Raw genomic sequence first — 21,299 nt, forward strand, 5'->3', positions numbered from 1 at the left:
AGTGACCATGTACAGTGCAACAGGCACACAAGCCTATGCAAAAATTGGCGTCGAAAGCGCCGTATTGAGTGCCAGTCAAAAGCAGCTGGTGACCATGCTGTTCGACGGCGCAATCAGCGCAATGATTCGCGCGCGTCTGTTTATGCAGGACGGCAATACCGAAGGCAAAGGCAATGCGATTTCCAAAGCGATTAACATCATTGAAGGGGGATTGAAACAGGGCCTTGATGAGAATAGCGGTGATGAACTGGCCGATAACCTTGTCGGCCTGTATAGCTATATGACTCGTCGCCTGTTGAAAGCCAACCTGCACAACGATGTTGCCGCGATTGAAGAAGTCGAAGGCCTGCTGCGCAACATTGCGGATGCCTGGAAAGAAGTTGCACAACCTCAAACTCTGATTCAGGACGCCGTTTAATGACTAATGCACCGCATCTGATTACCACTTATCAACAGTTACTCAGCCTGAGCCAGGGGATGTTGCGTCTCGCTACCAATGGCGAATGGGAAGCCTTGATTGCCACAGAAATGGATTACGTCAGCGCGGTGCAAAAGCTAGTGCAATCGACAGAAGAAGCCGCGCCTTCTGCCCAGGCACAGGAGCAGTTGCGTCCGGTGCTACGTCATATTCTGGATAACGAAAGTGAGGTGAAACGTCTGTTGCAGATGCGCATGGAAGAGCTGGCTTCACTGGTTGGCCAGTCACCACGCCAGAAATCGGTGCTTCCCGCCTATGGCAAGCAAGGAGGCATTGTCATGGTGCCACACGAGATCCAACCTTAACCTGCCGTAATCGTGTCGCACAGATATATTTTTCTGCGCGACACGCCTTTTCTCCCGCTTACTCCATACTTGGTTTTTATCATCCCTCCTGGAGTGCAGCAGATGCAAAACTCGACGTTGTTGCAATTTTTCCATTGGTATTATCCGGATGGCGGAAAACTGTGGCCGGAAGTCGCCGAAAAAGCGGCCTGGCTGAATGAAATCGGCATTACGATGGTGTGGTTGCCACCCAGCTATAAAGGCGAATCCGGCGGTTATTCGGTAGGTTACGACAGTTATGACCTGTTCGATCTGGGTGAGTTTGATCAAAAGGGCAGTGTAGCCACCAAATACGGTGATAAGCAGCAATTGTTGGCCGCGGTTGATACGCTGCGCAACCATAACATCGGGGTGTTAATGGACGTAGTGCTCAATCACAAAATGGGCGCTGATGAAAAAGAAAAAATCCGGGTCAATCGCGTTAATCCCAATAACCGTGACGAAATTGATAATGAAGCGATAGCGTGTGAAGCCTGGACGCGCTTCAGTTTTCCGCTACGCGCTGGCAAGTATTCGACCTTCGTCTGGGATTACAAATGTTTTAGCGGCGTCGATCACATTGAGAACCCGGACGAAAACGGCGTGTTCAAAATCATCAACGATTACACCGCCGAAGGCTGGAACGATCAGGTTGATGATGAGCTGGGCAATTTCGATTATCTGATGGGCGCCAATATCGACTTTCGCAACAAGGCGGTCAGCGAAGAGTTAAAGTATTGGGCGCGCTGGATGATGGAACAGCTACCGTGCACCGGTTTCCGTCTTGATGCAGTGAAGCATATTCCGGCGTGGTTTTATAAGGCGTGGATTGAGCATATTCAGGAAGTCGCTGAACAGCCGATGTTTATCGTCGCCGAATACTGGGCGCATGAAGCCGATAAATTGCAGCAATACGTGCAGCAGGTTGAAGGCAAAACCATGCTGTTTGATGCGCCTTTGCACATGAATTTTCATCAAGCCTCACAGCAAGGCAGTGAATACGTGTCAATACCGATCGAATTCTGACCCACCCTGCCAAAGTAAAACTGACCCACCCCCTTTGAATCATTCGAGCGTTGTTGCTTTCGTTTTCTTCTGGAGTTGACCGCTTTTCAGCTTATCTTTCAGTCGATAGCTTTGGCCGCTGATTTGGGCGATATGCGCATGGTGAAGCAGCCGATCCAGCATCGCTGCCGTCAGTGTCTCGTCATCACCAAACGTTCCGGACCACTGCGTAAACGGCAGGTTGCTGGTCAGGATCACGCTGCCTGACTCATACCGTTTAGCGACTACCTGGAAGAACAGGTTCGCCTCCATTTTACCGAACGGCAGATATCCCACTTCGTCGATGATCAACAGCTTAGGTTTACCTACGACGCGGTTCAGGTAGCCCTTCAGGTCACCCTGACGATGTGACGCCATCAGTTGCAGCATCATGTCGGCGGCGGTAATGAACCGAATGCTTAAACCCGCCATCGCGGCCTTATAGCCAATGGCGGTCGCCAGGTGCGTTTTGCCGACGCCAGAAGGCCCGAGCAGGACAACGTTCTCCTGACGTTCGATAAATGTCAGACCCGCCAACTCCTGGATCTGACTTCGTGGAACGCCACTGGCATAGGTGTAATCGAACTGCTCCAGTGTTTTTATCACCGGCAGGCCTGATAACCGCAAAATGGTCTGGCGACGCCGTTCGTTCTGGCCATCATGCTGGAGCTGCAAAACGGCTTCCAGGAAGTCGGCATGCGTGCCGCTGTTGTCGATGGTCGCCTGTGCCACACCCGGCCACTCTGCCGGCAGGCGGTCGAGCTTGAGTTGCTCGCAGAGCGCGGCAATACGATCATGTTGAAGGTTCATGCTGGCACCTCGAGCAAGGCCTGGTACGTTGCCAGAGGATGTTGCAGGCTCTCGGTCGGCACCGGACGCTGGCTGAGCGCTGGGACAGGTGCAGGCAATGCCAACGTGACCTTCGGTAACGGCAATAGCGCAGCACGCTCGCGCGGCATGCGCTGCTCAGGCGGTACGCCTGTGGTGCCATGCACTCGTGTGTTCGCGACGGTGACCAGCCACTCGCCGATGCGTGTGTTGGCAGCAGGTACATCCAGTACCAGCCCGGCCTGCCGGAAGGTCGCGGTAAGAGGCACGATAAAGCTGTTCTTGAGGTAATGGTTAAACCGCTCAACCTTACCCTTGGTCTTGGCGCGATAGGGTCGGCAGACCTTGGGAGTAAAGGCATACTTCTCGGCGACGTGCATCAACTGCGGGTTCCAGCGATGCTTACCGGGGCCGTAGACATCGCGCTCAATGATGATGGCCTTGGCGTTGTCGAACAGCAGCTGATGCGGCGTCCCGCCGAAGAACCTGAGCGCAGACTCAATGCCGTCACACCAGGCAGCGGAGTCCTGGTTGCTGTAAAACTTGACGAAAGTCGCGCGGCTCCAGCCCAGCGTGGCGACAAAGGCCAGCAATGGGTTATGACCGAGTCTGATGATGGTGAAATCAACTTGCATCTGAAAGCCAGGCTCGGTCTCGAAGCGTGTTACCTCTTCAGTGACGGGCTGCTTAATGGGGTGCAGGAAAGCGGTCAGCATGCTGTAACCACCCTCGTAACCACGCTGACGGATCTCGCGCAGCAGCACACTGGCGGGGATCCAGAGGGGCCTGGCAGCGGCCACGCGCTCAAGGATATAGGTCTTGAACGGGTCAAGCTTGCAGGGTCTGGGTGCGCGAGGCTTGTAGCGCATATCCGCTACGGGCAGCGGGCTACGAATATATCTGCGAACGGTCTCACGAGAGCATGAAAGCTGGCGCGCGATGGCGCGTATCGACATGCCCTGACGGTGTAAAACACTAATCTCCACTCTGGTCTCCAATGTCATCATTGGCAGTGCCTTAAAACTGCCATTTTTACCCTAGGTGGGTCAGATTTACATCGGCAGGTGGGCCAGTTTTACATCGGTAGCGACAAATACGATCTCAGCCAGATCTTTGCTGATTCGCTGGTGGCTGTCGATCCATGGCATGCCGTGACCATCGTCGCGAATCACGATACCCAGCCGCTGCAATCGCTGGAAGCACCAGTTGAGCCATGGTTTAAACCGCTGGCCTACGCGCTGATTCTGCTGCGTGAGCAAGGCGTACCGACCGTGTTTTATCCCGACCTGTTTGGTGCCAGCTACGAAGATGAAGGCAGCGACGGTGAACTGCATCACATCGATATGCCGATTATCCCGGAACTGGAAGGCCTGATCCGCGCGCGCCAGCTTTATGGTTGGGGCGTCCAGACGGACTATTTTGATCATCCAAACTGCGTGGCGTTCAGCCGCAGCGGCACCGAGGATCATCCCGGTTGCGTAGTGATTATGTCGAATGGTGATGACGGTGAGAAAACCGTGGCAATGGGCGCAGGCTATGCAGGCAAGTCGTGGCGGGACTATTTAGGGCATCGCGAAGAGACGATTAGCGCCGATAAGGAAGGTAACGCGGTATTTCTCTGTTCAGGGGGGCGCGTCAGCGTTTGGGTGCTGACGGAGAGCCTGGTATAAATTTGCCGCAACAGACGTAGCGCTCGCAGGCTTTTACCGCCTGCGTTAGCGCATTAAAGCAAAAGTTAACGCGCGTTGAAGCTCACTCAATGCGCGTTATCTCATTAGCTAACGGCACTGAAGCTAATCACTGCTCGTTATTCTGCGTAATGGTGGTGCGCAGCAATTCCGGCTCGATATTTTGAATTACGGCCGCATCGGGCTGTTTCGCCACTTCATCCAGTGCTCGCTGGCAGTCTACCGTGGGGCGAGCCACTTTACGCAGCGTCAGGCCGTCGTACTTCAGCTCCCCGTTTTCCGCTACCAGCGGCATTACGCGCAACTGGCGGTTTACGTTAACGTAATCACCGTTCAGCAAAGTTAACCGACCCGGTTTGGCAATGATGCGTTGCCACTGGCGACAGTCCAGCGTGCTGCCGTCAGCCTTGACGATCAAACTGGCAATCGCCTGATCGCTGACTAAATCGCTCTGCGGCCCCACTGTTTGCCAGTTACCCTGTAAACTGGCCGGTGCCGGCGTTTTCACCGCGCTTTCGTAACTATTGATTTGGGCACAGCCGCTCAACGCCAGTGCTGCAATCAGCATCCACTTTTTCATCTTCAATCCCTAAGCTCGCTTCAATGGCGGCTACGTTATAATTTTTCCAGTGAGTTACGCAAGCCATCTGCATAATGGACGAAGGCTTCGTGCTCAGATTTTGTCTTTTTTCAGCTTACGCTAACTTCTCCTGGCGAGCGCCTGACAAGACAGACGCAACAGGCTACACTTGCGCGCTGCAACAGACTCACAGGAACTGAATGATGAAAACGCCAGACGCGTATTATGCACAGGCGCGCGACATGTTTTTCGCCGCTCACGCCGATTTCCAGGCCGCCCTTGATGAATTAACCGAGAACGATGCGCGTGCCGCAAATTTGTCGCTGCGCCAGCTGCGCGCATGGCACGCCGAACGCATTTACGCCGCTTTTTTACGTCAAAAAAATCTTGATGGAATAATATTTTCCATCCAGCTGGCAGAACCGGATAAAGCGGTGGCAGCAGACGCAATCGAAGCTTACCTTGAATCGCATGCCGAATCGTTAGGTATGACCTGGGAAGAGTTTTGTATTAAAAACGAGCTGTAACTGTTCCGTCTGCAGGAAAGATGTATTTTGTACACACCTCCAACCACACGGATTACGCCGGATAGGATTGTACAACTGCGCGTAACTTGTATAAGTTCACTTAACGACTTCGGTCGCGATTGTCCTTGAACGAAGAGTGCCTTTGCACTGCCTCTGTAGGTGTTGTTTGGATTTCCACCTCCAGAGGCGAATTTTTTACTCCCCTTCCGCTTCCGCTTTGCCATTCACCTCAACGTACTTTGCCACTGCCAGCAGGCGATTAATGTGCGTCAGCAATAAATCTACATCAGTTTGCAAAAAGTCGCCTGAAGAGCGCGAGGCTGTCACAATGGCGTCCTGCACCGTTTCAGTAATCGTCAGCGAATTGTCTTGTTTTGCCTGTATCAGCAATGCGGCAATCAATAAGGTTTGCGCTTCGGTCTGTGCCATCAATTCTTTGGCATCGGTGTCCATCTTTGCCATTTTAAGCAGAATATCTATAACCAGCTGTCGCATCGCGCTTCTCCTGATGAATATGATCCCAGTGTGTCGTTTTTTCCCGTCCACCTTACTCCAGACAGGCATAAATTACTCAACGACATAAAAATTTTGTGAATTGTAAGTTCTGGCCTTGCTACTGTTTTTATTTACAGTATTATGTGCAAGCGATTTTGCCCTGTACGGATTGCCATTATGTTTGTGGAATTGATTTACGATAAGCGTAACGTTGCGGGTTTACCCGGCGCTCGCGAAATGATTTTGCAAGAGCTGGAAAAACGCGTGCATCGGGTCTTTCCCGATCTTGAGGTTAAGGTCAAGCCGATGGAGCGTAACGCCATTGATACCGATTTAAGTAAGAACGATAAAGCGACTGTTGCACGCATTGTTGAAGAGATGTTTGACGAAGCAGAGATGTGGCTGGTGGCCGAATAACGCCTTCCAGCCACCGCAGTTGCCAGCAGGAGATATTAGCTCTCCTGCTCGCTGTGATTGATTTCAATCTCGATATCCTGAATCGCTTTATCGAAATCGTCTAACAGTTTGCCTTGCTTATTGAGCAGCGCATCAAAGCGTTCTGCATTCACCTTATCTTTATATTCACCGGCGTCAAAGGCTAACCAATGGCTGGAGAGTGTTTCGGTATTGGTTTGCGCATAGTGACGCATCTCTTTTAACTGAGAAGCCACATCACGCAGATAATCCGTCTTGCTTTTGGTTTCAGTTGAATCACTCATGCTATGTTTCCTTTTGGTTATTTTTCCAATGAAAATATCGCCTGAAGATTTAAAGGTAGCTGAAAATAACGAATTTTCCTTAAGAATAATCGGAAGCGACTATTTCCCGCCAGATCCAACGTTAGCGCTCTCGTCTTCTTTAACCACTTGCTTCACTTTGTCCGCCGTTTTGCTGGCAGTACGGTCCGGCAGGAGATCCAGCTTGTGCTGCAAATTGCTAACCTGCACACTTAGCTGCTCAACCTGAGCGTCCCGGCGTTCCGCTACTTCGCGATAATCCTGTCTGATCTGATTCACCCGCTGATTTGCCGCGTGGCTGACGTACAGGAACATGATGGTCATAATCACGCATATCATCGACAGCCCAAGTAGCAACCCACCGAGCAGCAGTTTGCGCCGGTCAGCGCCAGGACGAAAATCACTATTTATCTGAACCATCGTTGCCATCCTCCAGACTCGTAATTAGCCGATCAACTTCATTACGAAACTTATCGTTATGGTCGGCTTCAGTCATTGCCAGCAAAATGCCGAGCGCGTTTTTGATAATGCGTAAATCGGTTTCCAGCATAGAAATACGTTGAAGATTTTTGTCGTGCCGTTCACGCAGTTCATCATTCTCTGCGCGCAAAATATGATTACTTTCCTTCAACAACACCACTTGTTCCTTGTAGCTGGTGATGATTTCACCGCCCGCCCGATTACTGGTTACTATGGATGCGAGCCCTGCCAGCAACGGCTTCCAAAAAAGCGCCGCCGCGCCGCCACTCAGAACTAACGCCCCTACGCTGGTAATCAAACTACTTTCCATGCTCCACCTCTCTGCGGGTAAGGTGTCTGAGCCATGCGTCCGGGTCGCACCGACACACCGCCCCTTATTTAATATTGCTTAAATTTATTACTTAAGTATACTTAAGTCATCCTTAAGCAAAAAGTCAAGACGATGAAAAGCGAAACGACAGGTAAGCGCATTTTATTGCGACGCAAAAGCTGCGAACTGACACAGAAACAGCTTGCCGGGCAGGTAAACGTTTCACACGTGGCGATTTCGCAGTGGGAAAAAGATGAGACATTACCGCGAGGAGAAAATTTATTGCGGCTGGCAGAGGCACTGGGTTGTGCACCGGCTTATTTAATTGATGGCGAGGGGCCGGTATTTAATCGCTCGCCGGCAACCGCAGAGTTTCATGCTATTCCGCTTATTGCGCTGGCACATATACGCCAGTGGTTAACGGACAAGTCCATCCATCCGGAGAACGTTATTTTCAGCGAGACCCGGATGGCGAATGACGTATACGCAATTCGCATGGAAGAGAACGCGATGACACCTGCTTATCTGCCTGGCGATGTGGTGATTATTGATCCACAGACTGAGCCTTGTCCCGGCGACACGGTGCTGGTCTTACAGCAGGATACCGCTCTGTTGCGTACTTATCGCTCGCGTGGAAAAAGCGGTGGCTCACCGCAGTTTGAGCTGGCTCCGGTGAATCATGATTACCCGCTCTTATCCTCACAGCTGGACCAATTACAGCTGCTCGGAACAGTGATTGAAATGCGCCGCTATCGCCATCGCTAAGCAAAAAACCCGCTGTAGAGCGGGTTAAGTACGTCAACGACTACGGCAAAAGAACAACAAATTTTAAAGGACGTCAGTTAACTGATCGACCACAACTTTACCCTGCAAATCGGTTTGTGTGATGCGATAGCTGACCCGATACGAGCGGCGATTACTCAGTTTATCAAATAACGCCACCACGCCTTTTTCTTCGCCCTGCTTATTTATGATGGTCCATTCTGTAACATCTTCCTGCCCACGATTGTGGGAGCGTAACACGCCCTTCTCAACCAACTTATCTTCAGCATCAAGTTTTAAGTAATCACGTAACATATTGTCGCCTCCCAGTAACGCGACTAACTATATTCTTTTTATTAATCTGTTCAATCGAATTTGTTAATCGAAGTTGCCTAATTTATCTACAACAGATTAACGACAGATTTGTTCATTCCTGACCAGCAAAGACGGGTATAGGATGTGATGGTTACACACACAACCATTGCGCACTGCAAAACGAGTGAGAAATAAATCATTTTTTGGCCCGCCCTGAGCAGACTTTTTTCTGCGTTTTTACCGTTGGCTGGCAGCAGCGTTATGCTTAGCGGTGAATGCTCGTCTAAGCTTTACGCACTGGATAAAGGAGCCTGTAATGCATAAACATCATACAAATGAAGAACGTAAACACGAAGGGGACGTCAGGAAAAGTGCGCCGGAAGCGGTGCCACAGGCTGGCGATATGTATGAAGAAGACGATCATCCGGCAACAGATGCGCCAAAAGATCACGGTGAAATCCCGCGTAAGAATGATGACAGCGAGGATGATAAAAAAGATCCGTATAAAGCCAGTTAACCCAAAACACCCCTGCGATGAAATGCATCTTAATCTGTTGGTAACCAACTTCTAGCATGCCGTTCATCCAGGGGCTTTTTAGTCACAGCGACTGCTGGTAATTATCCGGGAAAGGCACACCCGATTCCTCCAGTCGTGACAGTTTTTGCAAAATATCATTGCGCACTGTTTCATCGCCGTCTTGCCAGTAAGGTTTTACGACCTCCAGCACTCGCCGGGCCGTTTCCGCATCGTAATCTTCCGGTTCATTTCCCTGCAACGACTGATGAATTTTTTCGTTCATCTCTCTCAGATCGACCATCTCATTCTCCTCTCGTGAAAAATTGAGTATAGCAGCGCACTGAGCGAGCCAGATTAAGGGAAAACTACAGCTGCATATTTATTATTCAATGGTCGAAATTTAAGAGCGAGCAGAGAGATAGTCTGGATCCCGCAAAATATCCGCTGTCACCTTTTCTCTGTTGCTTCACCTTCTGGCGTTATCAGGCTTGTGCGATACATCTTTGTAGTGATGTGATGGACGCCCCTCCATGATGCAACCAGTGCCATACTTTACTGACTGCAATTAATTCTGGAGTGATATCAGATCACTACACTCCATGCTGTGGCAAATATGAAACGTGGCGGTCTCTTCTGCCCGCCCCTTCAGGAAAGGGATCGAGAGCTGCCACTCCGTCAGCGGACTCCTCACGAGCGACGACTTCGAGTTCGTACTCAGTGTGCAATTGTTTATTCATCATTCACTCCCGTTCTGTCGTTTTCACGAGTCTTCAGGCCGTGCTGAGGAGACGAGTGCTTCCGGTCAGCCAGGCGCATTCAGCCGCGGCGGGATCATACGGTCAGATAGAATAGGTCTACGTAATCATAGGGAAAAAACTACGTTTTTGACTCGTTGCCAGCCTGTCGTGGCATCGGAAAGGCCCGCACGATTAAAATACCGCGCGGGCGGTCGGGGTTTACCGTTATATTTCTGCAAGTGCACGTGCATCAGGCAGCTTCAACAACGCATCAGTAAAGCGTTTACCCGCTTTCATTGGGCTAACGGTATGCGAGCTGGATGGCCCGTTATCTGGTTTAAACATATCGAAAATAGTGATTTTCAGGCATCCCTGGCTTAAAGAGGAGTGCCAGCCGAAACGTGACAGCTCAGAAACTCCATCAGCTAAACAGCGAGTAAAAAATTGCTGAGATTGCAATCAGCCCTATCCACACCACAAAAAGATTGCTCAGCTTACCGCTGTATTGGCGCATTGAAGGCACTCTGGCAATAGCATACATCGGCATCAGAAACAGGATTATGGCGATCACCGGCCCGCCAAGGGTTTCAATCATGCCAAGAATGCTGGGGTTCAGCGTCGCCACCAGCCAGGTCGTCAACAGCATAAACAGCGCAGTTAATCGATTAAGCTTTTTCACTTCCATTTGCCGTCCACGACTGCGCAGCGACTTGATTACTATGCCGTTAAAGCCTTCGCGTGCGCCCAGATAATGGCCCAGAAAAGATTTAGTAATTGCGATGATGGCGATAATCGGAGCCATCCAGGCAATAACAGGGGCATTAAAGTGATTAGCCAGATAAGAGAGAATCGAGATGTTCTGTGCCTTGGCCTGTGCCAGATCGGCCGGAGAGAGACTCAATACGCAGCTGAAAACAAATAGCATCACCGTTACGATCATCATGACATGCGCACAAGCCAGAATGCGTGAGCATTTCCTTTCAGCCTGCTCACCATATTCATGACGTTTCGCCACGGCGAAAGAAGAGATAATGGGAGAGTGATTAAAGGAAAATACCATGACCGGAATCGCTAACCATAAGGTTTTTCCTAGCCCTTCGCCAGTTCCGGCGGCGCTCCATGACAGCGTTTCCAGCGCCGAAGCATTCCAGTGCGGAATGAGGTACAGCGCCAGCACCATCAGCGTTGCAACAAAAGGAAAGACTAAAAAACTCATGGCCTTAACGATCATCTGCTCGCCGAATTTGATAATAATCATCATAGCGAGAATCAGAATGAGCGACAGTATGATGCGCGGTGGCGCAGTTATATGCAGTTGATGCGTGAGGAAACTTTCAACGGTATTGGTGATCGCCACGCTATACACCAACAGAATCGGATAGATGGCAAAAAAATAGAGCAGCGTGATTAATTTACCTGCACCCGTTCCAAAATGTTCTTCCACCACTTCAGTAATGTCTTCGCCGGGATTCTTACCGGACAGCACGAAACGCGTGAGCCCGCGGTGAGCAAAGTACGTCATGGGAAAAGCCAGGATAGCCATGATTATCAATGGAATCAATCCACCCGCCCCGGCATTAATGGGTAAAAATAGCACCCCTGCGCCAATGGCGGTGCCATACAGGCCCAGCATCCAAAGTGTGTCTGTTTTACGCCATTTATCCTGTTTATCCACACCCTCTATCACGCCAGTCTGCGTCGTTTCCATACCTTTCTCCTGAAATAACTTATGCCTTATCCAGTAACAAATAGCGTGAATTGTTAAAAAACAGTTTAAAAAAACAGACAAATGCCTGTTCATGCCATATTCATCGCCTTTTTTGAGGTGTGGAGGATATACTGATGGCAGCAGAAAGGTAGTGATCAAGTTCTCACATAAGCACGCTGACAAGACGATAATCAGGTAATCGTCTTGTGGCTTGTTTAAGATCATGATTTCAGGGCGATAAGCGGAAACATCAATATAAGCGGCGATAACAATAATGAGCGGAAGGTGTTGACCAACCGCTTAATTGTCAGGGTAAGCCTATTTTGCTACGTCCAGAGCTGGACATCCGGGCAGGGCCGGATAGTGAGTGCACCCGGAAGTGACTGCCGTTTCGTGATGCGGTGTACCTTCAGGCGCCCAGGTGTAAGGCACCATATAAGCACGGTAAACGGTGTTAGCAACATAATGGTCACGCGGCATCGCTTTGCCGTAGAAAGGGCTGACATATTCCCAGACAATATCGACCTGTGGCGTCACCTGAAACAGTCGGCCACTCTGCCCTTCATCTATCAGGGTATTGCCGTTTGGCAGCCGCTGCGCATTGCTGATATAGGCGCTGTAAAACGTTGAGATGGCCTGTTGTGATTTCTCGCCGGTATATTCCCAGACGATCTGTTTACTGACTGGATTCACTTCTATTACCCGCGAAGCAGAGAAAAACCCCTGACGCGTCGGCGGGTAACCGGCATTGCCCTGATTATCAAAAATCAATATGTTATCTGCGCCTGGCAGGCCAGCAGGGATCATATGCACATCATGCTCACCAATCATCTGATCAAGCGGACGAGGTAGCGGCTTACCCAGCTGCGAAGTGGGATAATCAGGCCCAATGCGCCAAATCACTTTACCGCTGCGACGGTCAACAATTACCGCAACGTTACCATTGCGCGAATTCAGCAGAATGTTATCTGGCGCAAATCGTTTATCACCGGCATCGAACCAGTGATTAGGACCGAGCGGTGCGGCCGTGTTCATATGGAGAAAGTCAGGATCGTGACTCTCGCGGATCATCTGCAGTTGTTTATCTGAAAAGCCGAATTCATGAAGATGATCGGCCACCGACCAGGACCAAATCTTTTTCCCCTGCGGGGTTATTTCTTCAATAGTGTTATCAATGACATCGTAGTCATAGCCGGGCAGGCGTTTCAATGCGGCCCCCAGCAATAAAGTATTGCCATAGTCCAGGCGCTGCAGTTCATGATGCTGATGTACCGGGGTAGCCTGGCTGCCATATTGCCACACCACATCGCCCTGCCAGTTCACCTCCGCCACGCTGGCATTCACCATGCCGTTACCGGGGCTGGCAACCTTATCCAGCTTATTTTGCCGCTCAAGCTGCACCAAAATACGCCCACGTTGTCCGTTAAGCTGTTCGCGCTTGATCGGCCAGGGCGGGAAGCTCTCATATTTCCAGCGATGCACTTCTTTACCGGTCATATCGATCAGATGAGTTTGGTTGTCGTTACCGGGAAACAGGATAAAACCGTTCCAGGCGCGAGCGGGATCGTAAAAGGTTGTGCCAACAGGAATGGCAGTGGGAATGGCAAGCGTGCTATGACAAAACGTCAGCAACAGCAGGCCGGATAAACGATGCGTCAACTTCATCTTCACTATCCTGTGCAGAATAAACAGTTATCAGCATAGAAGCGAAACCGCAACGTTTACAATGTTTATCTGCGTGTAAAACGTTCTACCTACGCCTCACATCTGTGCAATGTTAAACAACGCTCCTTTGCCTTAACTGCTTATCACATTTTGCTGAGGCAGTGTTCTTCCCCGCCCCCTGCCACGCACAGAAGTAAAAATGCGGCGTGCCGCCTATTAAGGTGGCACGCCGGAATTTATCAGAAGAGGCCCAGCGGCTGAATACTGTAACTCACCAGCAAATTTTTGGTTTGCTGATAATGATCAAGCATCATTTTATGGGTTTCACGACCAATACCTGATTTTTTGTAACCACCGAAAGCTGCATGAGCGGGGTAAAGGTGATAACAATTGGTCCAGACGCGACCAGCCTTAATGGCCCGCCCGACGCGATAGGCACGATTAATATCGCGCGTCCATACGCCTGCGCCCAGGCCATAAATTGAATCATTGGCAATGCTGACGGCTTCTGCTTCATCTTTAAAGGTAGTGATGCCGATTACGGGCCCGAAAATTTCTTCCTGAAATACCCGCATGCTGTTGTTGCCTTTCAACAGCGTTGGCTGGATGTAATAACCACTGGAAAGCGATCCTTCGAGTTGCTCTACGCCACCGCCCGCCAGCACTTCTGCCCCCTCTTTTTGTGCGATCTCCAGATAGGACAGAATTTTATCGAACTGCTGCTGCGATGCCTGTGCGCCAATCATGGTGTCAGTATCCATTGGATCGCCACGTTTGATAGTCTTAATGCGCTTCATTACCGCTGCCATAAAGGGCTCGAAAATCGATTCCTGCACCAGCGCGCGTGACGGACACGTACAGACTTCACCCTGATTCAGGAAGCCAAGCACTACCCCTTCGGCCGCTTTCTCGATAAAACTTTCTTCCGCCTGCATGATGTCTTCAAAGAAGATATTAGGCGACTTTCCTCCCAGCTCGACGGTGGACGGAATCAGGCTTTTCGCTGCCAGTTCCAGAATATGGCCGCCGGTCGCGGTTGAACCGGTAAAAGCCACTTTTGCAATGCCAGGATGAGAAGCCAGCGCTTCGCCCGCCTCTTTACCGTAGCCGTGCACGATATTCACCACGCCTGGCGGTAACAAATCTTTGATCAGATCAATAAAAAGTGTGATAGAAAGCGGCGTCTGCTCGGCAGGCTTCAATACCACGCAATTGCCTGCGCCCAGCGCGGGTGCCAGTTTCCACGCGGCCATCAGCAGTGGAAAGTTCCACGGGATGATCTGCGCGACAACGCCCAGCGGTTCATGAAAATGGTAGGCAGCGGTGAATTCATCAATCTCAGCGGCGCTGCCTTCCTGCGCCCGCACACAACCCGCAAAATAGCGGAAATGATCGACCGCCAACGGCATATCGGCAGCCAGGGTTTCACGTACCGGTTTACCGTTATCCCAGGTTTCATTCACCGCAATATATTCAAGATTTTCTTCCAGCCGATCGGCGATTTTTAGCAGCACCAGCGCGCGCTGTTGTGGCGACGTTTTTCCCCACGCCTCAGCAGCCGCAGCAGCAGCGGCAACGGCGTTATCGACATCCGTGCGATCAGATCGTGGAAACTCACCGACAGTGGAGCCATTCACAGGCGAAGTATTCGTAAAATAATTGCCACTTACTGGCGCAACGAATTCACCGTTGATGAAATTCCCATAGTTTTTTCGCAGTTGAATAAGCGACCCTTGTTCTCCGGGAGCGGCGTAACGCATGGTGGTTCTCCTTTTAGAATGCGGGATGCAACAACAAATAAATGCATTCTTAACATAATTGCTCATCCTCAGCCTGCCAGATCGCCTGAAAGCAATCTGTGACCGCGACGAAGGAAATGTCGTGCAATGTTGCGCCACAGATAAATCCGACTTTTTCCCGTGGCGCCCAGACTGTAGAAACTTGTCGGCGAGAAACGGTCAATATAGGGAGTCATTAAACAGGAGATCCGCATGCTGGCTTCGGCTTTAACTTCAATGCGCGAAAAAGCAGATTTCGTTCATCAGTTCATTCGTAACCCGCGCAACATGGGCAGCGTTACGCCCTCTTCTGGCGCGCTGTGTCGCGCCATGACGGACTCGGTAAGGTGGGATAACCAACGGCGTATCGCTGAATTGGGTGCAGGAGATGGCGTATTAACCCGTCAGCTATTAGCGCGCATGGCACCGGAAGCAACGCTGGATGTGTTTGAAATTAGCCTTTCGCTGGCGGAAAAGCTGTCTGCGATGGACGATGCGCGCATGACGGTACGCACCTGCTCCGCAGAGTATCTGAATGGCAAATATGACGCTATATTCTCTCGTCTGCCGCTGCTGTCGCTACCGCCCGTCCTACGTGATGCGATTTTACGTGCGGTATTTAATGCGCTCAGCCCGGTCGGCGTATTCGTGCAATTTCAGTACACGTCGCTAACCCAGCCGGATCTGTCACGTTATTTCACCTGGGAGCGCCAGCGGGTGCTAAAGAATGTGCCGCCCGCATGGGTTTATCGCTGCACGCGTCACTACGCGCCTTGAGCCTGATCGTCTATCCGTTGCGTCTGTAAGTAGAAGGTACGCAGCAGTTCACGCGCCCAGTCCTCGCCTTCCAGCCTGGCATCGCTGTTTCCGGCACCGTCGGGCAAACAGGCACGCATGATCCGCTGGGTAAATTCCGGGTGAAACTGCACGGAGAGCGCATAAGGTGAATAACGCAAAATCTGACAGCCATCTTTTTCTGACTGAGCCAAAACCTGCGCCTGCGGTGGCGGTGCTGTGACCGTCTGGCGATGCGACAGCCAGACATTAAAGGTGGCTGGTAACGCCGCCAGTAACGAATCACGTTGCGTTTGTGCATTGCACACCAGCGGTAATAAGCCTCGTTCCCAGCCATTCGGGTTATCTTCTACTTTCCCCCCCAACGCATAAGCCATTAGCTGATGGCCGTAACAGACGCCCAGTAGCGGCAGCTTCGCGTCAATAGCAGCGCGTACCCAGGCGGCGCTACGCTCGCTCCAGTCTGCATGATCGGTCACCATCGCCCAGGAACCGCTAAGGATGGCGCCGGAAATTTGGCTGAACGCTGGCAGCGCTTCGCCAAGATGCGGACGCATAATCAGGTACTCATCGGGCTGCAAACCTAACGCGTCAATAAACCAAACCGGCTGTTCGCCGATTTTCGCAACAACATGATGAGGAGGAACGTCGAGTTGAATCAAGGCAAGGGGCAAAGCGGGCGATTTAATCATAATGGATCGAATCCTCAGCGTAACCAGCGTTTTGAAAAGCCAGTCTGCCAGCAACTGCCGTAAAAGTCCTGTGCTTTTCCAGTCTGCCTGAAAATAGAAAATTTCTTTCATCGGGTGCCAGAAGGTCCTCCATTCGTGCCATCATTACGGTTTAACGGGAACGAATGAAAGGGTGACATTGTGGCGGTGCGGCATTTTTTTCTGATCCTGATAGTCGTATGTATCTGGGCCTTCAATAATGTGGCGGTGAAATGGGGCTTACTGGAGCTACCGCCGCTGTTTCTGACATGGATGCGTTTTGTGGTGGTGGCGATTATTCTGGTGCCGTTTTGCCGCATCACCCGTCAGCAGTTGCCGTGGCTGTTGCTGCTGGCGTTTACCTTCGGTTTTATGCATTTTTCCCTGCTGTTTGTCGGTATGCGTTATACCGATGCCGGTACAGGAGCTATTGTGGTGCAGCTTGGTACTCCCATCGCTATGCTGCTGGCGATGGTTGTGCTGAAAGAGAAGCTAAAACTGCTGCAGCTGTTTGGCATCATAGTTTCGCTGAGCGGCGTGATTGTGCTGTCGGGAAGCCCGACCATTCCGACGTGGTGGGTCCTTTGCCTGTTACTCTGTAGCGCCACGGGCTGGGCAATCAGCAACCTTATCGTCAAAAAATCACCGCCGATTAAACCTTTAACCATGACCGGCTGGATCGCCTTTCTCGCGGTGCCCATTGTGGGCGCCGCTACGCTGGTGATGGAGTCTCATCAGCTGACGGCCTTAAGTCATGCGGGCTGGCGCGGCTGGTTTGCCATCCTGTACAGCGCTGTTGCCTCCTCAATAATTGCCTATACGCTGTGGTACATGTTGCTGAAAAAGTACAACGTCAATTTGATCATGCCCTATTCGTTGCTGACACCAGTTTTGTCAGTATTAATGGGGATTGTGGTGCTGGGCGACAGCCTGAACAGCTTCAAAATCATCGGCGCCGCGCTGGTCATTTTAGGCACTGCAATTGCGGTAATTAACCTGCGTAATCTACGTATGCATGCCCGTTTCCCGCGCCTGCGTCGACGCTGACGTTGCATGCTATGCTTGAGAAAACCTCTTTCTCAGGAGCATAAACATGGACCATCAGCTCGCCGCGTCTTTTTGGCAGCAGATGTGGCAAGGATTAGGCAGCAAAAGCGCGCCGCAGCCGTTGCCCACTTTTATTGATACCGCCACTTTCTCTTCTGCTTTTGCCGTCAGCGAACTGGCGGCCACCAGCATCGGTCTCGCCACTCAGGCCGCCGCCCGTCTGATCCATTCACCGCATCTCGTCGAAATCAATGTCCGGCTGGCTTCACGCTGGTTTCAGCACAGCTTTATGACGCTCAATCGCCCCGCTCCGATACTGTGGGATGCGTTTGCCGGTGATTACGCCAGCGCTGATGGCTGGATCCGGCTGCATACTAACGCCGCGTCTCATCGCCAGGCGATGAAAAACGTGCTGGGCCAGCATACCCGCCGTGAAGCGCTGGCAAAGCAGGTGGCACAATGGCGCGCCACAGAACTGGAACAGGCGATAATTGATGCAGGCGGTTGTGCGGCAGAGATGCGCAGCACCGACGTCTGGCAACAACATCCGCAAGGCCGGGCGGTAAATCAGGAGCCGCTGATTGACTGGCAAGTTACCGCTTCAGGACCAGTTCCAGCCTGGATGCTGCCTGCCGCTCGTCCGCTACTGGGCGTTAACGTTTTAGATTTAACACGTGTTATTGCCGGGCCGGTCGCGACGCGTTTCCTTGCCAGCCTCGGTGCAAATGTGTTGCGCATCGATCCTCCCGGCTGGCAAGAACCTGTGCTGGACGAAGAAATCACCTGCGGTAAGCGTCGCACCGTGCTGGACCTGAAAACGAACGCTGGCCGCGAGCAGTTCAGACAACTGCTGCGTAAGGCCGATGTTTTAGTGCATGGCTATCGCGCCGACGCGCTGGAAAAGCTCGGTTTTGATGCCGAAACACGCCAGTTACTGGCGCCGGGTTTAGTGGACGTCGGCCTCAATGCGTGGGGCTGGCAAGGACCGTGGCGTAATCATCGCGGCTTTGACAGTCTGGTACAAATGGGGTGCGGCATTGCCGAACATGGCAAGCGATGGAAAAACAGCGATCAGCCAACGCCGTTGCCGGTTCAGGCGCTGGATCACGCCACAGGATATTTAATGGCAGCGGCGGTTTTGGAAGGATTACGCCAGCGCAAAGAAGCAGGCAATGGCTGTCAGGCGCGCCTGTCGCTGGCGCGCACTGCGTTGCTGCTGCAACAGCATGGTTATCCGGCCGGTAGCCAGCAAACTGGCATTACGCCGGACACAAAAGATAACCTGGCCATGTTTGAGCTCACGCCGTGGGGGTTCGGCGTAAGATTGCGTTCTGCGGCTTATCTTCCTGGCACCGCGCTGGTATGCGCGACGCCAGGATGCCTGCCGGGCACCCATCCGCCCGGCTGGTAACTTATTCGTCGTCTTCGTCGTCTTCGTCGTCTTCGGCGTTTTCAGCTAACTCCTCATACATCACCTGGATCGCTTCACGACTCAACGCCGCCAGGGTGCGATAAAACGCGCTGGTAGCATGCGCTTCCACTTTGCCAAGGAACGCGCCGCACCACGGCAGTAGATAGCTTTCAAACAGCGCCAGCTGTGCCGCGCTTTCGTCCTCTGCGGACTGATCTTCCAGCCATGAAGCCGCCAGCATTAACACACCAAAATGATCGGCAGGCGCGTCACTCAATGGCATACCGCGCGACGTTAAAAACGTGCGCACTTCGCCTTCCGTTTTCCCTTCTGGCCATTGCGAGGCATAGGGTGGCACCTTGCAATCGCTACCGACAAATAGCGCGTTGTAATCTGCCGCCAGTGCCTGCGGGTCGCTGCTCTGTTGCAAACGCTTTAGCAGATCATCCTGTTCCAGCGGCCATTGCGCCGGCAACTTGCCTTCACGCAGCAAAGTAAACAGCGGCACCAGCAGCGGATCTTGCGGCTGACGATTAAACAATGAGCCGATAACGCGGCACAGAATGGAAAACTCATTCATGAGTCAGGATCCTTGAGGCAATAAAAGTTAAAAATCAGCCAGTTCAGCGATGTGTTTACCGGTGCGCTGCTCAAGAAAATCAAGCAGGCGACGCGGCGTGACATTTAACACGCGATTTTCGGGAAAATCCACTTCGCGTGTAATACGCAAACAGTGTTCAAAATGGCCCAGCGTAAAGGCGGTGTGAGAATCAGAACCAAACGCCAGGCGGCCCCCCGCATCCCGTACCGCTTCCGCAATGGCACGGCAGTTTGGTTCACTGCCCGGACGTGAATGGGTGAACGAGGAGTTATTGACCTCCAGTGCGACATTGTAATGCGCGGCGGCTTCGGCAATCGCTGGAATATCAACAGGGAACTTCGGATTGCCCGGATGGCTGATAATGTGCACCAGGCCGGCAGCCATCGTGGCAATCATCGCATCAGTGTGATGCTTTTTATCGCTCGGCGCATAGACCGGCTCGTGAAAACCCGCCACGATCAGGTCCAGCGCGTCCAGCATCGGCCCGGAACAATCAATCTCACCCTGCTGGTTTTTGATGTTCGCTTCAATCCCGCGCAAAATCGCTACTCCATCAATCACGCGTGGCCAGATACGCATATTGACGAAGTGCCAGTAATGTGGCGCATCGGCCATATCCGGGCCGTGATCGGTAATCGCAAACAACTTCAGGCCGTTCTGTTTCGCCTGAGCGAAATAATCATGCAGCGTGCTGTATGCGTGAGTGCTGGCGACGGTGTGCAAATGCAGATCTACCGGATACATCTTCTACTCCTGCTGAATGCCCGTATTGGGCATTAATAATTAATAGCCGCGTTGACGATCAACGCAACCTTGCGGGGTCTTGCCCGCTTCGTACTGCGTGATGGCGCGGGCAATATAATCCATCGCCTCCTCTGGCACTGTGATAGCGGCATTATGGCGCGTAATTGTGACGCGCGGGTGTGACCATAGCGGATGGTTTTTCGGCAAGGGCTCTTGCTGAAAAACGTCCAGCGCAGCGGCTTTTAGCTGGCCGCTGTTAAGCGCAGCCAGTAAATCGGCCTCAACCACCTGGGCACCACGCGCCAGGTTCAGAAAGAATGCCCCTTGCGGTAGGCGTTGCAGAACATCCCGATTAATCAGGTTGAGGGTTTCCGGCGTATTCGGCAGCAGATTGATTAATACCTGCGTACCGCGCAGGAAATCATTGAGGGATTCACGTCCGGCAAAACTGGTTATGCCCTCAAGCTGCTTCGGTGACCGGCTCCAGACGCGCAGCGGGAAACCCCAAATCTTCAGGCTGTCTGCCACTCGCTGGCCTAATACGCCCGCGCCAAGAATGCCGATAGTAAACGTTTCACGCTGATAAGAGGGCAACTGTTGCCAGCATGACTGCGGTTGTTGCAGGCGATAATCATCAAAGCGGCGGAACCAGTCCAGTACGCTATGCGTGGCATATTCCTGCATCTGACGAGCCATACCGGTATCTTCCAGTCGAAACAGCGGCACGGTATCCGGCAGCATATCGGGATGATGTTTGAGCTGAGCCAGGATCTCGTCAACGCCTCCACCCAACGCAAAAACCCCTCGCAAACCTTGCCGCCCACGTAGCATCTCCACCGGCGGCGAACGCACCAGTGCATAATCTGCTGGCGCGTTGTCGCCCGGTTGCCAGCCGCGCACGCGGACGTGTGGAAGGCGCTGCTGTAAACCATGAATCCAGCGAGTCGCATCTTGCGATGGGTGATACCAGATGATCTCCATACTGCTCTCCTTTTTCTTTTCAGCGTCAGGGAAAAAGG

The 21,299-nt window shown here is 52.0% G+C and carries 25 protein-coding genes and 3 pseudogenes; 11 read left to right on the forward strand and 17 right to left on the reverse strand.

Annotated features, from left to right (window positions below; translation table 11 throughout):
* Positions 1-7 precede the first annotated feature (7 nt).
* The 3 genes and pseudogenes from fliS to amyA form a co-directional block, all read left to right on the forward strand.
* Complete coding sequence (fliS, locus tag H2P46_RS12245) at positions 8-418, forward strand: flagellar export chaperone FliS (protein WP_193405327.1); 411 nt, start codon at positions 8-10, stop codon at positions 416-418.
* Positions 418-783 (forward strand): flagella biosynthesis regulatory protein FliT, encoded by a 366-nt coding sequence (gene fliT, locus H2P46_RS12250; protein ID WP_193405328.1) that lies wholly within the window; start codon positions 418-420, stop codon positions 781-783. Before fliS ends, fliT begins: the two co-directional genes overlap by 1 nt.
* Positions 784-885: 102 nt before the next feature.
* Positions 886-1,803, forward strand: a pseudogene (gene amyA, locus H2P46_RS12255) (alpha-amylase); the annotation flags it as partial.
* Between the two features lie 63 nt (positions 1,804-1,866).
* On the opposite strand, the gene istB reads toward amyA, so the two are convergent.
* Positions 1,867-2,655 (reverse strand): IS21-like element helper ATPase IstB, encoded by a 789-nt coding sequence (istB, locus tag H2P46_RS12260; protein ID WP_193405329.1) that lies wholly within the window; start codon positions 2,653-2,655, stop codon positions 1,867-1,869.
* Positions 2,652-3,680 carry an IS21 family transposase gene (istA, locus tag H2P46_RS12265; RefSeq protein WP_193403243.1) on the reverse strand — a complete coding sequence of 343 codons (1,029 nt, stop codon included), beginning with the start codon at positions 3,678-3,680 and terminating at the stop codon, positions 2,652-2,654. The genes istB and istA overlap by 4 nt, the downstream gene beginning before the upstream one ends.
* An 87-nt stretch (positions 3,681-3,767) precedes the next feature.
* On the opposite strand from istA, the pseudogene H2P46_RS12270 reads away from it, so the two are divergent.
* Positions 3,768-4,343, forward strand: a pseudogene (locus H2P46_RS12270) (alpha-amylase family protein); the annotation flags it as partial.
* 127 nt (positions 4,344-4,470) lie between these two features.
* Here the strand turns inward: H2P46_RS12270 and yedD are convergent.
* A complete protein-coding gene (gene yedD, locus H2P46_RS12275; protein WP_193405330.1) occupies positions 4,471-4,941 on the reverse strand; it encodes a lipoprotein YedD in 471 nt (156 codons plus the stop codon).
* Between the two features lie 203 nt (positions 4,942-5,144).
* On the opposite strand from yedD, the gene H2P46_RS12280 reads away from it, so the two are divergent.
* The gene (locus tag H2P46_RS12280; RefSeq protein WP_193405522.1) at positions 5,145-5,468 is read left to right on the forward strand and encodes a DUF6388 family protein; all 324 of its coding nucleotides are present in this window, start codon (positions 5,145-5,147) and stop codon (positions 5,466-5,468) included.
* Positions 5,469-5,663: 195 nt separating this feature from the next.
* Here H2P46_RS12280 and iraP read toward each other — a convergent pair whose 3' ends face one another.
* Positions 5,664-5,963: an anti-adapter protein IraP gene (gene iraP / locus H2P46_RS12285; RefSeq protein ID WP_193405331.1), complete on the reverse strand. Its 300-nt coding sequence runs from the start codon at positions 5,961-5,963 to the stop codon at positions 5,664-5,666.
* A gap of 177 nt (positions 5,964-6,140) precedes the next feature.
* Here iraP and H2P46_RS12290 point away from each other — a divergent pair, with 177 nt between their 5' ends.
* On the forward strand, positions 6,141-6,380 hold the full coding sequence (locus H2P46_RS12290) for a DinI-like family protein (RefSeq protein WP_193405332.1): 240 nt from the start codon (positions 6,141-6,143) through the stop codon (positions 6,378-6,380).
* Positions 6,381-6,415: 35 nt separating this feature from the next.
* Here the strand turns inward: H2P46_RS12290 and H2P46_RS12295 are convergent, their stop codons facing one another.
* The 3 genes from H2P46_RS12295 to H2P46_RS12305 all read right to left on the reverse strand — a co-directional run bounded on the left by H2P46_RS12295 (position 6,416) and on the right by H2P46_RS12305 (position 7,490).
* Positions 6,416-6,682: a hypothetical protein gene (locus H2P46_RS12295; RefSeq protein ID WP_193405333.1), complete on the reverse strand. Its 267-nt coding sequence runs from the start codon at positions 6,680-6,682 to the stop codon at positions 6,416-6,418.
* A gap of 99 nt (positions 6,683-6,781) precedes the next feature.
* Positions 6,782-7,120 (reverse strand): hypothetical protein, encoded by a 339-nt coding sequence (locus H2P46_RS12300; RefSeq protein WP_193405334.1) that lies wholly within the window; start codon positions 7,118-7,120, stop codon positions 6,782-6,784.
* On the reverse strand, positions 7,104-7,490 hold the full coding sequence (locus H2P46_RS12305) for a hypothetical protein (RefSeq protein WP_193405335.1): 387 nt from the start codon (positions 7,488-7,490) through the stop codon (positions 7,104-7,106). Before H2P46_RS12305 ends, H2P46_RS12300 begins: the two co-directional genes overlap by 17 nt.
* A 132-nt stretch (positions 7,491-7,622) precedes the next feature.
* On the opposite strand from H2P46_RS12305, the gene H2P46_RS12310 reads away from it, so the two are divergent.
* Positions 7,623-8,255: a helix-turn-helix domain-containing protein gene (locus tag H2P46_RS12310; RefSeq protein ID WP_193405336.1), complete on the forward strand. Its 633-nt coding sequence runs from the start codon at positions 7,623-7,625 to the stop codon at positions 8,253-8,255.
* Positions 8,256-8,318: 63 nt separating this feature from the next.
* Here the strand turns inward: H2P46_RS12310 and H2P46_RS12315 are convergent, their stop codons facing one another.
* Entirely contained in the window at positions 8,319-8,567 is a 249-nt protein-coding gene (locus tag H2P46_RS12315; RefSeq protein ID WP_193405337.1) for a hypothetical protein, read from the reverse strand.
* A 316-nt stretch (positions 8,568-8,883) separates the two neighbouring features.
* On the opposite strand from H2P46_RS12315, the gene H2P46_RS12320 reads away from it, so the two are divergent.
* On the forward strand, positions 8,884-9,084 hold the full coding sequence (locus H2P46_RS12320) for a hypothetical protein (protein WP_193405338.1): 201 nt from the start codon (positions 8,884-8,886) through the stop codon (positions 9,082-9,084).
* Positions 9,085-9,166: 82 nt separating this feature from the next.
* Here the strand turns inward: H2P46_RS12320 and H2P46_RS12325 are convergent, their stop codons facing one another.
* The 5 genes and pseudogenes from H2P46_RS12325 to exaC all read right to left on the reverse strand — a co-directional run bounded on the left by H2P46_RS12325 (position 9,167) and on the right by exaC (position 14,954).
* A complete protein-coding gene (locus H2P46_RS12325) occupies positions 9,167-9,385 on the reverse strand; it encodes a hypothetical protein (RefSeq protein WP_193405339.1) in 219 nt (72 codons plus the stop codon).
* A gap of 694 nt (positions 9,386-10,079) precedes the next feature.
* A pseudogene (locus H2P46_RS12330) lies at positions 10,080-10,166 on the reverse strand (serine dehydratase beta chain); the annotation flags it as partial.
* Between the two features lie 76 nt (positions 10,167-10,242).
* Positions 10,243-11,529, reverse strand: a complete 1,287-nt coding sequence (locus H2P46_RS12335; protein WP_193405341.1) for an HAAAP family serine/threonine permease — start codon at positions 11,527-11,529, stop codon at positions 10,243-10,245.
* Positions 11,530-11,847: 318 nt separating this feature from the next.
* Complete coding sequence (locus H2P46_RS12340; RefSeq protein ID WP_193405342.1) at positions 11,848-13,194, reverse strand: aryl-sulfate sulfotransferase; 1,347 nt, start codon at positions 13,192-13,194, stop codon at positions 11,848-11,850.
* A gap of 239 nt (positions 13,195-13,433) precedes the next feature.
* Entirely contained in the window at positions 13,434-14,954 is a 1,521-nt protein-coding gene (gene exaC / locus H2P46_RS12345) for an acetaldehyde dehydrogenase ExaC (RefSeq protein WP_193405343.1), read from the reverse strand.
* Between the two features lie 231 nt (positions 14,955-15,185).
* On the opposite strand from exaC, the gene H2P46_RS12350 reads away from it, so the two are divergent.
* A complete protein-coding gene (locus H2P46_RS12350; RefSeq protein WP_193405344.1) occupies positions 15,186-15,749 on the forward strand; it encodes a class I SAM-dependent methyltransferase in 564 nt (187 codons plus the stop codon).
* On the opposite strand, the gene H2P46_RS12355 is transcribed toward H2P46_RS12350, so the two are convergent.
* Complete coding sequence (locus H2P46_RS12355; protein ID WP_193405345.1) at positions 15,737-16,459, reverse strand: glutamine amidotransferase; 723 nt, start codon at positions 16,457-16,459, stop codon at positions 15,737-15,739. The two genes, H2P46_RS12350 and H2P46_RS12355, sit on opposite strands and share 13 nt — an antisense overlap.
* A 180-nt stretch (positions 16,460-16,639) precedes the next feature.
* Between H2P46_RS12355 and H2P46_RS12360 the strand changes: the two genes are divergently transcribed.
* A complete protein-coding gene (locus tag H2P46_RS12360) occupies positions 16,640-17,524 on the forward strand; it encodes an EamA family transporter (RefSeq protein WP_193405346.1) in 885 nt (294 codons plus the stop codon).
* A gap of 46 nt (positions 17,525-17,570) precedes the next feature.
* Positions 17,571-18,935 (forward strand): CoA transferase, encoded by a 1,365-nt coding sequence (locus tag H2P46_RS12365; RefSeq protein ID WP_193405347.1) that lies wholly within the window; start codon positions 17,571-17,573, stop codon positions 18,933-18,935.
* Position 18,936: 1 nt separating this feature from the next.
* Here H2P46_RS12365 and H2P46_RS12370 read toward each other — a convergent pair whose 3' ends face one another.
* From H2P46_RS12370 to ghrA, 3 genes are read right to left on the reverse strand one after another with little or no spacing between them, the layout of a single operon-like run.
* Entirely contained in the window at positions 18,937-19,515 is a 579-nt protein-coding gene (locus tag H2P46_RS12370) for a TorD/DmsD family molecular chaperone (RefSeq protein ID WP_193405348.1), read from the reverse strand.
* A gap of 27 nt (positions 19,516-19,542) precedes the next feature.
* Positions 19,543-20,280, reverse strand: coding sequence for a phosphatase (locus tag H2P46_RS12375; protein ID WP_193405349.1), 738 nt, complete (start codon positions 20,278-20,280; stop codon positions 19,543-19,545).
* A gap of 39 nt (positions 20,281-20,319) precedes the next feature.
* Complete coding sequence (gene ghrA / locus H2P46_RS12380) at positions 20,320-21,261, reverse strand: glyoxylate/hydroxypyruvate reductase GhrA (RefSeq protein ID WP_193405350.1); 942 nt, start codon at positions 21,259-21,261, stop codon at positions 20,320-20,322.
* Positions 21,262-21,299: the final 38 nt, after the last annotated feature.

The sequence above is a fragment of the Mixta mediterraneensis genome (assembly GCF_014946725.1).
In the GTDB taxonomy this organism is placed as follows: Bacteria; Pseudomonadota; Gammaproteobacteria; order Enterobacterales; family Enterobacteriaceae; genus Pantoea; species Pantoea mediterraneensis.

Coding starts and splice junctions, on each gene's coding strand:
- fliS (WP_193405327.1), top strand. CDS start 8: ATGTACAGTGCAACAGGCACACAAGCCTATGCAAAAATTGGCGTCGAA.
- iraP (WP_193405331.1), bottom strand. CDS start 5,963: ATGCGACAGCTGGTTATAGATATTCTGCTTAAAATGGCAAAGATGGAC.
- H2P46_RS12365 (WP_193405347.1), top strand. CDS start 17,571: ATGGACCATCAGCTCGCCGCGTCTTTTTGGCAGCAGATGTGGCAAGGA.
- istB (WP_193405329.1), bottom strand. CDS start 2,655: ATGAACCTTCAACATGATCGTATTGCCGCGCTCTGCGAGCAACTCAAG.
- H2P46_RS12320 (WP_193405338.1), top strand. CDS start 8,884: ATGCATAAACATCATACAAATGAAGAACGTAAACACGAAGGGGACGTC.
- H2P46_RS12295 (WP_193405333.1), bottom strand. CDS start 6,682: ATGAGTGATTCAACTGAAACCAAAAGCAAGACGGATTATCTGCGTGAT.
- H2P46_RS12315 (WP_193405337.1), bottom strand. CDS start 8,567: ATGTTACGTGATTACTTAAAACTTGATGCTGAAGATAAGTTGGTTGAG.
- istA (WP_193403243.1), bottom strand. CDS start 3,680: ATGATGACATTGGAGACCAGAGTGGAGATTAGTGTTTTACACCGTCAG.
- yedD (WP_193405330.1), bottom strand. CDS start 4,941: ATGAAAAAGTGGATGCTGATTGCAGCACTGGCGTTGAGCGGCTGTGCC.
- ghrA (WP_193405350.1), bottom strand. CDS start 21,261: ATGGAGATCATCTGGTATCACCCATCGCAAGATGCGACTCGCTGGATT.
- fliT (WP_193405328.1), top strand. CDS start 418: ATGACTAATGCACCGCATCTGATTACCACTTATCAACAGTTACTCAGC.
- H2P46_RS12325 (WP_193405339.1), bottom strand. CDS start 9,385: ATGGTCGATCTGAGAGAGATGAACGAAAAAATTCATCAGTCGTTGCAG.
- H2P46_RS12340 (WP_193405342.1), bottom strand. CDS start 13,194: ATGAAGTTGACGCATCGTTTATCCGGCCTGCTGTTGCTGACGTTTTGT.
- H2P46_RS12305 (WP_193405335.1), bottom strand. CDS start 7,490: ATGGAAAGTAGTTTGATTACCAGCGTAGGGGCGTTAGTTCTGAGTGGC.
- H2P46_RS12350 (WP_193405344.1), top strand. CDS start 15,186: ATGCTGGCTTCGGCTTTAACTTCAATGCGCGAAAAAGCAGATTTCGTT.
- H2P46_RS12310 (WP_193405336.1), top strand. CDS start 7,623: ATGAAAAGCGAAACGACAGGTAAGCGCATTTTATTGCGACGCAAAAGC.
- exaC (WP_193405343.1), bottom strand. CDS start 14,954: ATGCGTTACGCCGCTCCCGGAGAACAAGGGTCGCTTATTCAACTGCGA.
- H2P46_RS12370 (WP_193405348.1), bottom strand. CDS start 19,515: ATGAATGAGTTTTCCATTCTGTGCCGCGTTATCGGCTCATTGTTTAAT.
- H2P46_RS12290 (WP_193405332.1), top strand. CDS start 6,141: ATGTTTGTGGAATTGATTTACGATAAGCGTAACGTTGCGGGTTTACCC.
- H2P46_RS12280 (WP_193405522.1), top strand. CDS start 5,145: ATGAAAACGCCAGACGCGTATTATGCACAGGCGCGCGACATGTTTTTC.
- H2P46_RS12300 (WP_193405334.1), bottom strand. CDS start 7,120: ATGGTTCAGATAAATAGTGATTTTCGTCCTGGCGCTGACCGGCGCAAA.
- H2P46_RS12355 (WP_193405345.1), bottom strand. CDS start 16,459: ATGATTAAATCGCCCGCTTTGCCCCTTGCCTTGATTCAACTCGACGTT.
- H2P46_RS12375 (WP_193405349.1), bottom strand. CDS start 20,280: ATGTATCCGGTAGATCTGCATTTGCACACCGTCGCCAGCACTCACGCA.
- H2P46_RS12335 (WP_193405341.1), bottom strand. CDS start 11,529: ATGGAAACGACGCAGACTGGCGTGATAGAGGGTGTGGATAAACAGGAT.